The sequence below is a fragment of the Pseudomonas sp. 1L-B-1-E-C1 genome (assembly GCF_057291835.1).
Map to the genome: position 1 here is coordinate 207,237 of NZ_JBXAWN010000003.1, position 15,771 is coordinate 223,007.

The following is a 15,771-nucleotide window of genomic DNA, read 5'->3' on the forward strand; positions in this document are numbered from 1 at the left end:
GAGGGCTGATGTGCATTCTGTTGCAGATTCACAGCGTGTTTAGCTGCAGGAATGCACTATATTGCAATTATCGAAGATTTCGCTTTCTTGAAACGCATTAAAATGCACACGGAATCAATATGTATAACCTGACGCTCCAGATCTTCACCGCCGGGCAATGGCACGATGCGATGATTCTTGACTTCGATGATCCGGAAAAAGGCTTCGAAAGCCGCTGCAGTTTTGGCTATGAAGCGGACTATCTGGTGGAAAACATTGAGTTGATCGGGTCGCCTTTTTCCCACGCCGTGAGTGCCCTGTATCCGCTGGATTGGGAAGGTCGGCGCGCGAAGACGCCGGCCTTTGTCCACGACATCGCACCGGCAGGCGCAGCCAAGCGGTTTCTGCTCGCCCGCCTGGGTCAGGAAAGACCCGCCGAGATCAGCGCCGATCTGTTTCTGCTGGGCCGCAGTACACCGGCTCCCATTGGCAACATGCGAATAAAGGAATCGGCGGAAGCAGTCGATGAGAGGAAGCCGATCGGATTCATGCGCGAGGAGGTCATTAGCCGCGACAACCGCTTTCTTGAATATGCCTGCGAGCTGGGCGCGGCCATCGGTGGCGCGACGGGGGCAGGTGGTGAAGCTCCGAAGCTATTACTGGCAGAGAACAGCGCCGGGCTTCTGTATCCCGATGCGGTATTGGACGATGAAGAAGTGCGACAGCACTGGTTCGTGAAATTCGCCAGAAACAGGGGCGGGCAGACCGACCAGGACATCCTGCGCAGCGAATTCCATTACTACAAAGCGCTGCAGACATTGGGCATCGAGACGGTCGCGGCAGAAGGCTTGGCCTTGGAAGAGGCGACCAAACCGAGTTTGTGGATGCGGCGTTTTGATCGACAAGTGAAAGATGGGGCGGTGTCGCGTTTCGCCGTCGAATCGATTTATTCGCTGGCTGAAGTGACGACGCCAGGGAGCGCCATGAATCATCTGGAAGTGATCCGCATGCTCGCCGGGCTCTGGCGCAAAGCGGGTCAGGCCAGCCAGATTCCCGGCCTCGTCGCCGATTATCTGCGTCGCGACCTGATCAATAAAATCCTCGGAAACTCAGATAACCACGGTCGTAACACGGCGATCATCCGGCAAGAGAACGCTTTCCAACTCGCGCCGATCTATGACCTCGCCCCGATGGTCATGGATGACGAAGGCGTGACTCGTACGACCAAATGGCCAAGAGAGTTGGAGCGGGCGGGAGACGTAGATTGGCGAGGTGTCTGCCGCGTACTGGCCGATAGCACAGATCCGGACGAACCGTTGGCGGGGCTGGATGCCTCGGTGCTCTTCGAAGGACTGCGCGCGGATGCCCGCCGTCTGGCCGCACTGCCGGATATTCTTGCGGCCAGCGGTTTGCCCGCCAGAACCATGAATCACCCGAGCGTTCATCTGAAAAACCTCGAGCAACGTTTGAAAGAGTGGGACCTGCAATGAGTCTGACCGTCCTCGAGCGCACGGCGCTCATCGAAAGCATTCAGCAATCACTGACCCAAGGCACTCTGGAAATCGGTGACGCCGTGCGCCGTTTACGGGTCGAAGTCACCGGTCTGCATCAGTCCCAGTTCGCGAAGATGTGCAAGATTTCAGTGCGCACGCTGGTGCATATCGAACATGGCGAAGGCAATCAGACCCTGAAGTCGCTGAACGCGGTGTTCCGCCCATTCGGCATGAAAATGGGCGTTGTGCGAATACGCCGGGACACCGTTTGAATACGCTTCAGCCACGCCGCACATACGCCTTGCCGTAATGCCGCTCCATCCGTGCCTGAATCAGCTCCAGTCCGATCGACATCAGCCAGTAGATGATCGCCGCCGTGGTGAGCATTTCGATGTAGCGATAGCTTGAGCGGCCATAGGATTGGGCGAGGAACATCACTTCCCACACGCCCATCACCGAGATCAGCGACGAGTCCTTGAGCATCGAGATGAACTGGTTGGTGGTCGGCGGGATAATCGTGCGCATGGCCTGGGGCAGGGTGATGCGCCAGAAGATCACGCTTTCGCGCAGGCCCAGCGCCAGGGAGGCTTCGCGTTGGCCGTGATCGACACCGAGAATGCCGGCGCGGAAGATTTCGCTCAGGTAGGCGCCATAGTTCAGCGACAGGGCAATGATGCCGGCGACGATGGCGCCGGGGACGATGCCCAGTTGCGGCAGGCCGAGGTAGATCAGCAGGATCTGGATCAGCAACGGCGTGCCGCGAAAGAACGAGGTGTAGAAACTGGCGATGCCAAACGCCACGGCGCTGTTCGACAGGCGCGCCAGCGCGGTAATGAAACCGAGCAGCGACGAGGCGATGATCGAGCAGGCGCAGAGGAACAGTGTCAGCGCTGCGCCTTGCAGAAAGCCGTTGGGCGCGAGCTTCAGGCCGACCAGGTTAGGCAGTTTGTCGAGGATGATCGCGAACTTCAGGTCGAAGCTTAGGAAGAATCCGGCAAACAGGCAGAACAGCGCCGCCCACGTCAGGCACAGGCGTGTACGGAACCCGAAAAACTTTTGCAGGCGTGTTTCAGCCACCGGTTGCGGTGGCTGTGGCGGGGTTGGAAAAGAACTCATTGGCTGATGTCGGCGCCGATCCATTTCTGCGACAGCTTGCTCAGGGTGCCGTCCTGTTTCAGCTGCGCGAATACCTCGCGCACCTTGGCGTCCCACTGCGGATCACCCTTCTCGATGGCCACCGAATTGGGCTCCGAGTACAGCGGTTCGCCGGCCAGTTTGAAGCGCTGGTCCTGGTTCAAACGCGGTTTTGCGGTGACCAGATTGGTGAGGATCGCATCCAGACGCACGCCGGCGCCCAGGCCCAGATCCTGGAAGGCGACGTTGTCGGTGTCGTACGGAGCGATCTGCACATCCTCGAACGGATACTGCAACTGCGTATCCTCGGCGCCTTCGATGATCAGGTTCTTGTTCAGGTAGCTTTCATAGCTGGAAGCGCTAGTCAGGCCGACTTTCTTGCCGCTCAGATCCTTGGCGCTCTGAATGCGCTCATCCTTGGCGTTGATCACAATTACCGCCGGCGAAGCGTAGTACTCGACCGGGAAGTCGAACACTTCGGCGCGGGCCTTGCTCGGGGTCATCGAGCAGATGCAGATGTCGTAGCGCCCGCTCCAGCGGCCGGCGGCGATGACGTCCCAGGACGGGGTTTCCAGACGAAGTCTGACGCCGAGTTTATCCGCCACCGCTTTGGCAACGTCGACATCGAAACCGTCGAGTTGATTCTGCTCATTGAGAAACGAGAAGGGCGGATAGCTTTCCATCAGCACGCCGACCAGTTCTTTTTTCTCCTCGACGCGGTCCAGCGTCGCGCCGCCGAAGGCTTGGGTGGAGGCGGCCAGAATGGTCAGGCCCAGGGCCAATAGCGGTTGGAATTTCACAGTCGATCCCTGTTGAAAAAAGAGGTTGTTATTAACCGAGTGGTGCGTATTAAATAGTTATAAGAACGACTCTGATAGTGAGTTATTTTCATAAGCATATGAGTGAAAAGCATATGGGCGCAGCAGGAACGGTCATTCTCGATGGCGGCATGGGCCGTGAGTTGCAACGCGCCGGAGCGCCATTCCGTCAGCCCGAGTGGTCGGCGCTGGCGCTGAGCGAAGCGCCGCAAGCGGTTGAAGCGGTGCATGCCGCTTACATCAGCAGTGGCGCCAATGTGATCACCAGCAACAGCTACGCGGTGGTGCCGTTCCACATTGGCGAGGCACGCTTTGCCGCTGAGGGGCAGGCCTTGGCTGCCTTGGCGGGGGAGTTGGCGCAGCGTGCAGTGCAGGCTTCGGGCAAAGCCGTACGGGTGGCCGGTTCGTTGCCGCCGTTGTTTGGCTCGTACCGTCCGGATCTGTTTGAAGCCGATCGGGTAAGCGAATTGCTGACGCCGTTGGTCAACGGTCTGGCCCCGCACGTTGATCTATGGCTGGCGGAAACCCAGAGCTCGATCGTCGAGGCGCGGGCCATTCACGCCGGGCTGCCGCAGGATGGCAAACCGTTCTGGCTGTCATTCACCCTCAAGGATGAAGACACCGATGAAGTGCCGCGCCTGCGCTCCGGTGAGCCCGTTGCCGAAGCGGCGGCGGTGGCGGCTGAGCTCGGCGTCGAAACGTTGCTGTTCAACTGCAGCCAGCCTGAAGTGATTGGCGCGGCCATCGACGCGGCGCGCGCAGCGTTCGAGCGTCTCGGCGTGAACATCAACATCGGCGCGTACGCCAACGCGTTTCCTCCGCAACCGAAGGAAGCCACGGCCAACGACGGGCTCGACCCGCTGCGTGATGACCTCGATCCGCCGGGGTACCTGCACTGGGCGCTGGACTGGCAACAGCGCGGCGCCAGCCATCTCGGCGGCTGCTGCGGGATCGGGCCGGAGCATATTGCGGTGCTGGCGCAGAAACTGCGTCGATAAGCCTGACCCCGCCAATTGTGGGAGCGAGCCTGCTCGCGAAAGCGGTCAGTCAGTCAACATTTGCAGTGACTGACACACCGCTTTCGCGAGCAGGCTCGCTCCCACAGGGTATTTGAGAAATTCAGCTACGGCATTCGGCCAGACCTTTCACTTGGCCATCGGGAGTCTGGTTTTCATCGCTCAGCCAGCGCTCGAACCCGGCAGCAATCGCCGGCCATTCCGAATCCAGAATCGAATACCACGCGGTATCGCGGTTCTGCCCTTTGACCACCATGTGCTGGCGAAACACCCCTTCAAAACTGAAGCCCAGGCGCTCGGCCGCATATTTGGAGCGGGCGTTGCCGTTGTTGCACTTCCATTCCAGCCGCCGATAACCCAGCTCGAACGAATACTTGGCCAGCAGATACACCGCCTCGGTGCTTTTCGGCGAGCGCTGCATCGGCGCGCCGAACGTGACGTGGCCGATTTCGATGCGGCCCTGCGCCGGGACGATCGACATCAGGCTGAGGATGCCTTGCACCTGACCAGTCACACGGTCGATGACGCTGAAGAAATACGGGTCGCTGTTGGCTGCATGATTGTTCAGCCAGGCGTTGAACGCATTGCACTCGCGAAACGGCCCGTAAGGCAGATAATCCCAGAGTTTCGGATCGGCGCCCGGCCCTTCGAGGGCAGCGTAAAGTTGCTCGCCATGCCGCTCCGGGTCGAGTTTCTCCAGACGAATGAAGCGGCCGTCGAGCAGGGTGGTGGAGGGGGCGGGGACGCCTTTCCAGTCAGCGAGTGAAGCGGTCATGTGCGCGTCTCCTTAAAGGGCTTGGCGAAACTGAATGAGGCCTGGGCGTTCGGCGATGCGCTCGTAGAGCTGGATCGCGGTCGCGTTGGTTTCGTGGGTCAGCCAGTGGACTTTGCAGCAACCATCGGCCTTGGCGGTAGCGTAGACATGTTCGATCAACAGGCGGCCGACGCCGGTGCCCCGGGATTCGGGCACGACCAGCAGATCTTGCAGGTAGCAGGAGTTTTCAATGCTCCAGTTCGAGCGATGATAGATGTAATGCACCATGCCCAACGCTTTGCCATCGGCCCAGGCGAGGGCCGCGTGGGTCGGTTCGTTCGGATCGAGAAAGCGCTGCCAGCTGCTCTGGGTGACGGCGTCCGGCAGTTCGGTGTTGTAGAAGCGCAGATAGGCCTGCCACAGCGGCAGCCAGGCGGCGTGGTCATTGGCGCCGACCGGGCGAATGTCGATCTGGGTCATGCGGGTTTCCTTAGCGCATCAAGCTGGCGAGGGTTTGATCGTTGGCGTCGGAGCTGGCGGCGAGGCCTTCGCGCACGCCGGCAATGTCTTCGGCGCTGCGGTTCTGGCTGAGCTTGCGTTTGCCTTCGAGGCGGTCGATGGGAATGGCAAAACCGACAATGGCCTTGAGCATGCCGTCGATGTAATCGGCTGGTGCATCGTTGACCGACCACGGCTGGGCGCGGCCCGCTTCGTGTCGGTCGGTCAGGGTGCTGACGATGTCGAGCAGGCGCCCGCCATCGCTGAACGTTTCGGCATGGCCATAGGCGTGTACGGCGATGTAGTTCCAGGTCGGCACGACTTTGCCGTGTTCGGCTTTGCTCGGATAGAAGCTTGGACTCACGTAGGCGTCGGGGCCGGCGAAGATCAGCATGGCCTCGGCGCCGTCACGCAGGTCCTTCCACTGCGGATTGGCTTTGGCCAGATGCCCATAGAGCGTGCCGTATTCGCCCTGTTCACGATGCAGCAGTACCGGCACGTGGCTGGCTTGCAGTCCGCTCTCACCGTGGCTGACCAGAATGGCCAGGCGTGTGGCAAGGATCAGTTCGTGCAGTTGGGACAAGTCTTCGATGGCAAAGGCGCGTGGTGTGTACATGGACAGATTTTCCTTGGCGAATGCCTGCATCCTAGGCAGGCTATTGGTCTGTTGTAAGAGCCATTGCCGAGCCATTTCACAGGTCCATTTGCCATGCCTGATCTGCCAATGTTGTCGATGCCGTTCAATCCGGCCGGAATCGAGCTCGATCGGCGCCAGGGCTTGAGCCGCCAGCTCTATCAGGCCCTGCGTCTGCGCGTGCTCGACGGACGTCTGGTCAGTGGCACGCGCTTGCCGGCCAGCCGCGACTTGGCCGCGGCCCTGGGAATTTCCCGCAACAGCGTGGTGCGCGCCTACGATCAGTTGTATGCCGAAGGCTTTATCGAAGGACGCGTGGGCGACGGCACCTATGTCGCGCAATTGGCTCAGGGAACCACGCCGAAGAAAAAACTATCCACAAATTCATCCACAGGCTTGTCAACAGGCTTACCCACAGCCTTATCCACAAATTGGTTGGATTTACCTGTGAATCCATCCAGCAAAGTTATCCACAGTGGCGGATTTTCCCGCATCGAAAAGCATCATTTGCCCCGGCCTCCGAGCGGTCCACCGCGGGCATTTCGGGTGGGCGTTCCAGCGTTCGATCTGTTCCCTTTCGAGGTCTGGGCCAGGCTGAACGCGGCTTTCTGGCGCAAACCGGATCTGCAGCAACTGTGTTACGGCGATCCAGCCGGTGACGCGCGACTGCGCACCATGATCGCGGCCTATCTGCGTAGTTCACGGGGCATGCACTGCACGGCTGAGCAAATTGTGATCACCAGCGGTGCGCAGCAGGGCATCAGCCTTTGTGCACAGCTACTGGTCGAGCCGGGGGACGGCGTCGCGATCGAGAATCCGGGCTATCGCGCGGCCGGGCATGCGTTTGCGGTGGCGGGGGCGCGCTTGCACGGTATTGCTGTGGACGCAGAGGGCATGGACTGCTCGGCGTTGTCGACCATCGGGGACTGTCGGGTGGCCTATGTGACTCCTTCTCATCAGTACCCGACCGGGGTGGTGATGAGCCTTGCGCGGCGCCTCGAACTGCTCGCCTGGGCGGAGCGCAGCCAGGGCTGGATCGTCGAAGATGATTACGATGGCGAATACCGCTACACCGGTGCGCCGCTGGCGCCGTTGGCGGCGCTCGATCGGCAGGGGCGAGTGCTGTATGTCGGTACCTTCGGCAAGGTTGCTTTTCCGGCTTTGCGCCTCGGTTATCTGGTGCTGCCTGCGGCGTTGGTCGACGCGTTCTCGCAGCGCCGGGCGGTGGATGTCCGGCATTCCGAAGTCAGCACCCAGGCAGTGATGGCCGAATTCATGGCGGCCGGGCATTTTCAGCGGCACATCCGCCGGATGCGCCGTGCCGCGCTGAGCCGCCGTAATACCTTGCTCGACGGTTGGCCGGCGCAGATCCCCGGTGTGGGCCCTCTGCCTGCCGTCTCTGCCGGATTGCACCTGACTGTGGCGGTGGACGGCATTGCACGCGAGCAGCAATTGATCGAGCAGGCTGCCAGCGTGGATGTCGAAATCAACGGGCTGAGCAATTACTGGCTGCCCGACTCCTTGACGTCACCCGACCAGCGCGCCGGTCTGGTGCTGGGCTTTGCGGCTGTGCCGGAGGTTGCGATCAAAGCGGCGCTGACTCGGTTACAACACGTGTGGCGGCCGTGAAGAATACGGTTTCGGCCAGCTGACTTGAAAGAATCTCGCTGCGATGAATTTCGATCACCTGCTGATTATTGAGGCCGCGCAGGTCGTGCGCACCGCCGAGCCGACGCTGTGCCACGGTTTTCATATGTGCGGCGCCGATGGGTGTCAGCGGTGCATCGACACTGGGATAGTGAAAATGCGCATAGCACAGTACTTGCCTGGTTTTCGCGTCGCGTACTTCATATTCGTCGAGGAAGTCGTTGGCGTGTTTGCTCAGCTTGCGTCGAGTAACGGTTTTGGTGATCTGGACCTCGCCCTGGTTTTTCAGCCACTCGACCCCCGCTGCCGTCGGAGGTTGCTGTTTGATCATTTGACTGCGCAGGCTGGTGCCTTTCTTGTAGAGGCGGTTCGCGGTTTCGGTGAGGGTGTGACCGAGGGTTTCCGTCCCGGGCGACGAGCCGGCAGTGAGATTGCTGACCGTCAGCGCTTCATCGATTGCAGCGTTTGCCTTGCGCAGGCGAGCAGCGTATTTGTGATAGGCCTCTTCAATCTCCACCGGAAGTCGTTGGGCGCGTTTGATGCGGGCCTGGGTAAGCTGTTCGAATGCGGGCAGGTCATCGATCAGGGTCTGCGCCTGCTCGATGCTTTTTTTAAGATTCGGCGTCGTCCCGGCAGGAGTCGATTGCGTCTTGCCGTGTTCGACCCATTCCCCCGGTGACTTCTCATGAAACGTGGCGATCACCCCGGTCAGCTCGCTGCGCACTTCGACCAGATCGGTGTCCTGGCCATCAATACTCTTTTTTCGTTCGCCGACCAGGGTGCCTTTGAATCGGGTCTTGATGATTTTGCGGCTGGAGGCAGAGCCTGAAGAAGGTCTCGACGGGCCGGGCTGTGGATCGAGCAAGTGTTTGTTACGTAACAGATCGGCCAGCCGCCTGTCTGTTTGGGCCTTGAACTCGATCACTCGAGTGCGCACGTGCCCCAGTCGAGCGGTCTGAATCTGCTCGGGAAACTCTGCGGCGAAATCGGCAAAGCGTTGATCCACAGAGGTAAATTGCTGCGAGACGTTGCTCAGGGCGTCGATTCGTTCGCGCAAATTACTCAGGCTCTCGTCGGCAGTCAGATTCAGCGAACTCTGAATATTCAGCGCAGCGTCTTCAATAAGACGTTCCAGTGTCTGCTGCGCATCGGCGCGCTTCGCTGTTTCGCCGGGCTTGATGCAAATCTCCTGACCAAAACTGATCTGCAGCAGTTTGAGATCATTCAAATCGTAGGTCGGCAGCGCCTTTCGATAAGTGGCAAGGGTTTCTACGGCGTCTTTGCCAAGCAGTTCGAGCTCCCCAAAGCGGCTATGCGCCGACTCGATCTTGTCGATGATGCTCTGGGTCTGATCGGTCATTTGTTCACAGGTCTGGACAAAGGCCTGTCGCTCGACGCGGGGGTCCTGCGCAATCATCGCCATCGCCTTCGCTACATTGGCCTGGTAGTCGGTGGAATGCTGGCTAAGCCATTCCTGGCCAAGAAACAGCTGCATCTCCAGCCGCTGGATCATTGTCGTGCGGTAGTTGGGTATGTCCTGCAGGAGGTTCAATGCCTTGATTTTCTCGATGTTCGCGCCGTAGTCCCTGTTTTGCGCATCGAGGGTGTCCAGATAGGCTTGGCGTGCCGCGGCAAGGTCTTGTGGCTGGGCATTGAGCATTGCGCTGTGGGCCTGATCGAGTCGGGTCTGTTTGTCCTCCATGGTCAGGTCGAAAGCGTGGAGTTCGACGCCCAGTTTTTTCGCCTGCCTGTCGCTTTTGCTCTTGGCTTCCTTGCGCCGATTGCGCAGCCCGCCTCCGCGCAGACGCAAGCGCATGTCGACGATCCATTGACCGCCTCGGGTTCGGCTCAGCAAAGGACCTGCCCGTGGCGGTTGCTGACGCGAGTCGATGATCTGCACGTCTTCGTTGTCATTGATCGCCACTTCAAACCAGCGTTTGCCGACCGGCGCATACCATTTGTTCTGATCTGCATAGAGGTGCTGATGCCGACCGCTGCTGACGGCTTCACCAAGCCCTTCGGGTTTGGCGACCATGAAGCGATCCAGCAAGGATGCCAGCGCCAGGGGCGAACGCATTAGCGCGGCCATGGCGTTGACAGAGGACTCATGGGCAGCGGGCAGTTCGGTGTTGGTGATGTCCGGCAAGCGCAGCGGTTTGACCGGCGCAGGGCGCGGGGTTGTTGTCGGCGGCGCTTGCTCTGATTCGACAAAGGCCGATTCGGCGGGGGGCGTGTCGCCCACCGCCGCGCGATGAGCGAGCACCATGCCCAGCGCGAGGAAAATATCGGCCAGCGCCGTCCAGGCAAACTTGCCGGACTCTTGATTGGTGACGTCGCTGATCTCCTGCAAGTCGTCCATGATCTGCCAGATCCATGCCGCCGTGCCGACACTGCGACCCAGAAACGGCAATGCCGCATTGAACAGCATCCAGCCGCCGCTTTTGAGCGTGGCCCAACGTGATTCGGCATTGGAGACGGACTGGCGGTCGGCTTGAGTGATGACAGCCTGAACGTTAGTGGTGTGCAGGGTCGCCAGAGTGTCGCCTTCGAGGACGCCAGTGCCCAGAGCAACGGGGCCGGACATATCCAGGGAGGCAAGCGGGTTGACCAGCAATTGCGGGATCGTCCAGATCGACGGCAATTTGGCGGTAAACACGAATTGGCTGTAGTTGAATCGCACATCGTCCGGTAACCAGGCCAGTACCGATTCACGCAGTTGTCGCGAATGCCGGATCGAATACAGCAGGTTGGCATGACTGGGGTACTGAATCAGTGCCGTGTCGAACAGTGGCCGATAAAGCACACAGGGTCCCTTGCTGGCGTCGCGCGGGCCGATGATGAACATGTTGGTCACGGTGTCGACCGCTGAGCTCATGCGATGGGCTGCGAACGCCAATGGCCGGATGACGATTTCCTGCCCGTCGACCTGACGCCCCTCGGCACTGTTGTCGAGGGCGGCGACGACGTATCGGTAACCCTGCTCATCAATACCTGCGGTGCCACGGATCTTGTGTTGCAGTGCCAGCAGCGGCAGTTCGAGGACCAACTGACGGGTGTAGAGCGTCTGCAATGCAGCCGCCTGCACGGCATCGTCGACCAGCAGCTTCTTCAAGTGCGCGGGGTAGGTTTTGCCAATGTCTACGCTCCTCACCAGTTGCTCGACATAAGCAACGGTCATCCAGTCAGGCAATGCACTGTCGTCCTTGTAGCGCACGGTTTTATTGCCCAGCGGCAGACCTGCCAGGTTTTGCAGGGCGAGCTCGGTCAGCGACAGGTTCCTGGTCTGAATATGGCCCGGCAAGACGAACGTGCCCCATACCTCGAGACTGGCGATGCTGATCTCGATGTTGTCGACCTTCACGTCGCTCGCGGTCGGGTGGTCCTGGAGAATCTGCCGCGTCAGGGCTTCTCGAGTGAAGGTTTGCAGACTGGCGACCTGTGCCTGAAACGACCGGCCCTTGTTTGCATGCTGCAGTACCGTCAAGTCCAGCAGATAACGACTGAAAGTGGCCTGATCGTCGGGCGCGGCGTTGTCCAGCCAGGCTGGCAGCATCGGGCGCAGACGGTCGACACGGGATTTGATGGCGGGTGGCGGTTGCCGGGGGCGACCGCTGTGAGGGTAAAGCAGATCAAACGATGGCTCTTCAAAGAAATTGATCTCGCCGAGAGCGTCGCCTTCCAGTGCGATCAGCGTGCAGGCCTGATGATCGAAGAAGTCGCCTTGCGGTTCCACCAGCCGCCACTTGAGCTTGTGGGCAGAGGTGCGTTGCCAGTATTTGCGCGGCAATGCTTTGCCGAGCTCATCCAGCGAGTCGAATTGCTGGAAGCCATGGATCACTGAATACGTCAGGATCATCGTGCGCTGTCCGACGGTCCCGATCACTACGGCGCTGTCCAGCAAGGTCAGGTGCCTGCCTTCCTTGCCGGCGGCTTCGCTCAGATCGAGGTCAATCAGGCAGGCACGGGTCTTGTAGGGGTCGGCGGGCAAGCGCTGCTCCTTGTCCGGAGCCTTGAAAACGGCCCTGGCCATGGCCACTTGATCGGTATCCCAGCCGGTATGGGCGCCGACGTTCCACACGTTACGCAGGGCGTCCGACATTTGCTGCCAGCGTGGCTGATTCGCCGCGGTGAATGCGCCCCAATAAGCGATATGTTGTTCTTTGAAGGACACGAACATCAGGGGCGCGAGTTCGTTGAGCAGGCGGCCGACGGCGTCGATCTTCACCGGTAACTGGATGGCCAGTTTGCCGGGCTGCAACGTCAGAAAATGCTCCGCATCGAGGTAGGTCACAGTGGTTCCGTTCAGCGAGAGCCGAACCAGAGCATCGGTCAGTGATTCGATCTGCTCGCGGCCGGGGACGATGCGCTGGTTTTCAATGACCCAGGACGGTGTCACCACCATGGCTTGCTGCGGATCGATGTCCAGCGAGGGGTACAGCTCCTTGAGTGCCGGTTTCAGCGTTTTCGAGGCGACCTCGCGCAATGAAGGGCCGGTCATCAATTGAGTCACTACATCAATGGTATTGGGTTGGAGAAAGTCGGGCATGGGCAATTCCTGATCTGACGATAGAGATTCATGTCAGGGCAAGGTAGAGGTCGCCTCGCAGCGGTGTGCGGTAGATAAATCTTGCGGGCAAAAAAAGACCCGCGAGTGCGGGTCGTCGCAGAGTTGCGCAGTTACTCAGCGCTTTCGAAACCTTCAAGGACGTTCACTGCGTTGATCCCGATTTCCTCCACCGCGTAACCGCCCTCCATCACGAAAAGCACGGGTTTGCCAAGGGCGGCAATGCGTTTGCCCATCGCCAGGTAATCCGGGCTGTCGAGTTTGAACTGCGAGATCGGGTCGTCCTTGAACGTGTCGACACCAAGCGAAACAACGATGATGTCCGCGTCATAGCGCGCGATCTCTTCGCAAGCCTGATCGAGCGCCGCGCTCCAGACCTCCCAACCGGAACCGGCCGGCAGTGGGTAGTTGAAGTTGAAGCCTTCACCGGCGCCTTCTCCGCGCTCGTCGTCATAGCCGAGAAAGAACGGAAATTCCGCTTCCGGGTGGCCGTGGATCGAGGTGAACAGCACGTCGCTGCGTTCATAGAAGATTGACTGGGTACCGTTGCCGTGGTGGTAGTCGACGTCGAGAATCGCGACCTTCTGGTGGCCCTGGTCGAGGAACGCCTGGGCAGCGATGGCGGCGTTGTTGAGGTAGCAATAACCGCCCATCAAGTCACTGGCGGCGTGGTGTCCCGGCGGACGGCACAGGGCGAAGGCCGCGCGTGCGCCACGCTGGATTTCAGCCTGCGCGGTAAGCGCCACTTGCGCCGCGCTGTAAGCCGCTTGCCAGGTGCCGGCAGTAATCGGTGCGCCGCCGTCGAAGCTGTAGTAACCAAGCTGGCCATGCAGGCTGGTCGGTTTGATCGCACGCAGTGTGCGCGCCGGCCAGGTGTAGGGCAGCAGATCGCCGTCGGTGTTGAATTCGGTCCAGCGATCCCACGCGCTCTTGAAGAAGTCGAGGTAGTCGCGGCTGTGCACGCGCGCGATCGGCTCGAGACCGAAATCCTTCGGCGCTTCGACCGCTCCGAGGTTCTGCTGTTTTACCCGCTGCAGCACGTGATCGGCGCGGGACGGCATCTCGAAGCACGGCTTGAGCTGGCCATCGATGAGTTCGCAGCGGCCATGGTGCAGGTGGTGATCGTCCGAGTAGATCGTCAGCATATGTTGTTCTCCGCAGGGCTGATTCGGTTGCATCCAGTGTTGCGGCGCGAAGTGAATCGGAGAACGTCGGGTGCGGCCAAAAGGGGATCGATATGGCCGAAACCTGTGTCCGCAATTCGCCCCTTGATAACGCGGGTCCAGGCATGGAATACGAACCCTTGCAGGAGTGAGCCTGCTCGCGACAGCGGTCTGTCGGCCGCCCGAAGCGTTGGATGATAAATGGCTATCGCGAGCAAGTTCACTCCTACAGGGGAGCATCAATGCGGGCGAAACTGACTCGGCGCCACACCGCTCCAGCGTACAAACGCATGGCGGAAACTCGCGGTCTCGCTGAAGCCCAGCGTCTCGGCGATCCGATAGATCGGCAACTGATTCTCGCACAACATCTGTTTGGCCCGCTCGAAGCGCAGTTCATCGAGCAGTTCCTGGTAGCTGCTGCCCATGTCTTTCAAATGTCGGCGCAAGGTCCGCGGCGAGCATTTCATTTGCTGCGCAAGGCCTTCGAGCCCCGGCGCGGCATTCAACTGCGCGCTGAGCAACTGACGAATCCGCCCCAGCCAGGCCTGACGTCCGGTGAACTCCAGATTCTGCTTGCGGCAGCGTTCGGCCATGGCCTGATGGGTAATGGCGTCGGCCAATGGCAACGGCTGATCGAGCCAATGGCGGTCGAAGGCGAACGCATTGTCTTTGGCCGAGAAATGCAGCGGCGAGTTGAAAGGTTCGGCATAGCTGTCGCGATAGTCCGGCGCGGCATGTTCGAAGCGCGTGGCGCGCAGCGGCAACCGATGGCCGAGCAAGTCGTCGCAGATGACTTTCAGCGACACCAGGCAAAACTCGGCGTTGAACACCGCCATGGCCGGGCTTTCGCGGTAATCGGCGGCGACGAACCAGACCTGCTCGCCATCATCTTCCAGGCTCAGTTCGAACAGCGTGCCCAAAAGCGCCGGATAACGGATCGCCAGACGCAAAGCGTCACCGAAGGTGGCACAGGTCAGCAGGGCGTAACCGAGCATGCCGTAACAGGACACGCGCATGCGCCGGCCCAATTCGAGGCCGATGTCACGCTTGAGCGCGACCGCGTTGGTGCAGACCTGCATCTCCTGATGGGTGGTGATGCGCGTATCGGCACGCTGCAGATCCGCCGCAACAATGCCGCTGCCGGCCAGCAACGCCTCGCTCGACAGGCCTTCGGCCTTGAAGGTGTTGAGGATCAGCGAGACCGCGTTGAGGGTGGTGAGGTGGGAGTGCAACATAAATAGTTTCCGGCCATGGAATATGAAACTCAGCAATTTATGTGCCGTTCACCTGTATTTGATGAATCGAAAATTGGATCAGAACAAAGTTTATAAAGCTGAGCGGGCAGTTATTTAAAGCAAACATCATCTTTTTATTTAATTCAGTTGATTGCCTGAAGCTCTATATTGATCGGCTAGAACATGGCGCATGTCCATCTTAAAGTTCCGACTGGTTGACGTCTACTGTCAGAAATTACAGGTTTCAAGCAGTTTTTTAACCGCTCGTCGTATATATAAAAACTGGAAATTGTTTTTTGACAGTGCGCGAAGTTGAGGCTAGGTTGCCATTGTGCCTCTGGCTAAGAGGTCATTTAGATAACTTCGTTTTGATAAGTTGGGAAGGAGATTTATATGAGTCTTTCAAAGCCTGATAAATATACGGCGGATTTTTTCAAAGGGATAAAAAAAGCAAGCGAGGGTCAAATCAAAGTTGAAGTGGATGGAGACGAGCAGACGTTTCCAGTTATCCGCGCCGAAGTTCGTGAAAATGATGTTGTTATGGAATTCGATATGAGCGGCGGGGATCCGGCCTTCAATCGCATGATTTTTATTGCTATTGACAAGTCCGCCCTGAATCAGAAAGTGGTTTTTACCGCACCGGGTGACCCCGTCTATTTTTTGTTCCAGAACGCTCCACAAGAGTGGTTGGCAGCGAGTGGCTGGATTCGTGTCGAATGGCAAAAGGGCAGCACGAAAATCGAAGGGTTGCTGGATGAGGTCCATGGTGAGCGGGAGGAAGATTCCAGACTTTCCAGAGGCAAATTTTCAGTGACATTGAGTTGATCATGCAAACC

The 15,771-nt window shown here is 59.3% G+C and carries 13 protein-coding genes; 5 read left to right on the forward strand and 8 right to left on the reverse strand.

Features of this window, described 5'->3' with window-relative positions; all coding sequences use genetic code 11:
- Positions 1–119 precede the first annotated feature (119 nt).
- A complete protein-coding gene (locus AC0Z4S_RS07215) occupies positions 120–1,469 on the forward strand; it encodes a HipA domain-containing protein (RefSeq protein WP_485622542.1) in 1,350 nt (449 codons plus the stop codon).
- The gene (locus tag AC0Z4S_RS07220) at positions 1,466–1,744 is read left to right on the forward strand and encodes a helix-turn-helix domain-containing protein (RefSeq protein WP_042608052.1); all 279 of its coding nucleotides are present in this window, start codon (positions 1,466–1,468) and stop codon (positions 1,742–1,744) included. Before AC0Z4S_RS07215 ends, AC0Z4S_RS07220 begins: the two co-directional genes overlap by 4 nt.
- A gap of 7 nt (positions 1,745–1,751) precedes the next feature.
- On the opposite strand, the gene AC0Z4S_RS07225 is transcribed toward AC0Z4S_RS07220, so the two are convergent.
- Complete coding sequence (locus AC0Z4S_RS07225; RefSeq protein WP_471878945.1) at positions 1,752–2,588, reverse strand: amino acid ABC transporter permease; 837 nt, start codon at positions 2,586–2,588, stop codon at positions 1,752–1,754.
- Entirely contained in the window at positions 2,585–3,406 is an 822-nt protein-coding gene (locus AC0Z4S_RS07230; RefSeq protein WP_485622543.1) for an ABC transporter substrate-binding protein, read from the reverse strand. The genes AC0Z4S_RS07225 and AC0Z4S_RS07230 overlap by 4 nt, the downstream gene beginning before the upstream one ends.
- A 113-nt stretch (positions 3,407–3,519) precedes the next feature.
- On the opposite strand from AC0Z4S_RS07230, the gene AC0Z4S_RS07235 reads away from it, so the two are divergent.
- On the forward strand, positions 3,520–4,422 hold the full coding sequence (locus AC0Z4S_RS07235) for a homocysteine S-methyltransferase family protein (RefSeq protein WP_485622544.1): 903 nt from the start codon (positions 3,520–3,522) through the stop codon (positions 4,420–4,422).
- Positions 4,423–4,543: 121 nt separating this feature from the next.
- On the opposite strand, the gene AC0Z4S_RS07240 is transcribed toward AC0Z4S_RS07235, so the two are convergent.
- Genes AC0Z4S_RS07240 through AC0Z4S_RS07250 form a run of 3 tightly spaced genes read right to left on the reverse strand, consistent with a single transcriptional unit; the run spans position 4,544 to position 6,308 of the window.
- Positions 4,544–5,215, reverse strand: coding sequence for a GNAT family N-acetyltransferase (locus AC0Z4S_RS07240; protein ID WP_485622545.1), 672 nt, complete (start codon positions 5,213–5,215; stop codon positions 4,544–4,546).
- A gap of 12 nt (positions 5,216–5,227) precedes the next feature.
- Entirely contained in the window at positions 5,228–5,674 is a 447-nt protein-coding gene (locus tag AC0Z4S_RS07245; protein ID WP_485622546.1) for a GNAT family N-acetyltransferase, read from the reverse strand.
- A gap of 10 nt (positions 5,675–5,684) precedes the next feature.
- The gene (locus AC0Z4S_RS07250) at positions 5,685–6,308 is read right to left on the reverse strand and encodes an FMN-binding negative transcriptional regulator (protein ID WP_485622547.1); all 624 of its coding nucleotides are present in this window, start codon (positions 6,306–6,308) and stop codon (positions 5,685–5,687) included.
- A gap of 93 nt (positions 6,309–6,401) precedes the next feature.
- Between AC0Z4S_RS07250 and pdxR the strand changes: the two genes are divergently transcribed.
- Positions 6,402–7,955, forward strand: a complete 1,554-nt coding sequence (gene pdxR / locus AC0Z4S_RS07255) for a MocR-like pyridoxine biosynthesis transcription factor PdxR (RefSeq protein WP_485622548.1) — start codon at positions 6,402–6,404, stop codon at positions 7,953–7,955.
- On the opposite strand, the gene AC0Z4S_RS07260 is transcribed toward pdxR, so the two are convergent.
- The 3 genes from AC0Z4S_RS07260 to AC0Z4S_RS07270 all read right to left on the reverse strand — a co-directional run bounded on the left by AC0Z4S_RS07260 (position 7,912) and on the right by AC0Z4S_RS07270 (position 14,935).
- Entirely contained in the window at positions 7,912–12,519 is a 4,608-nt protein-coding gene (locus AC0Z4S_RS07260) for a dermonecrotic toxin domain-containing protein (RefSeq protein ID WP_485622549.1), read from the reverse strand. The two genes, pdxR and AC0Z4S_RS07260, sit on opposite strands and share 44 nt — an antisense overlap.
- 131 nt (positions 12,520–12,650) lie before the next feature.
- Positions 12,651–13,682 carry a histone deacetylase family protein gene (locus tag AC0Z4S_RS07265; protein ID WP_485622550.1) on the reverse strand — a complete coding sequence of 344 codons (1,032 nt, stop codon included), beginning with the start codon at positions 13,680–13,682 and terminating at the stop codon, positions 12,651–12,653.
- Positions 13,683–13,939: 257 nt separating this feature from the next.
- The gene (locus tag AC0Z4S_RS07270) at positions 13,940–14,935 is read right to left on the reverse strand and encodes an AraC family transcriptional regulator (RefSeq protein ID WP_485622551.1); all 996 of its coding nucleotides are present in this window, start codon (positions 14,933–14,935) and stop codon (positions 13,940–13,942) included.
- Positions 14,936–15,328: 393 nt separating this feature from the next.
- On the opposite strand from AC0Z4S_RS07270, the gene AC0Z4S_RS07275 reads away from it, so the two are divergent.
- Positions 15,329–15,760, forward strand: a complete 432-nt coding sequence (locus AC0Z4S_RS07275) for a hypothetical protein (RefSeq protein WP_485622552.1) — start codon at positions 15,329–15,331, stop codon at positions 15,758–15,760.
- Positions 15,761–15,771 lie beyond the last annotated feature (11 nt).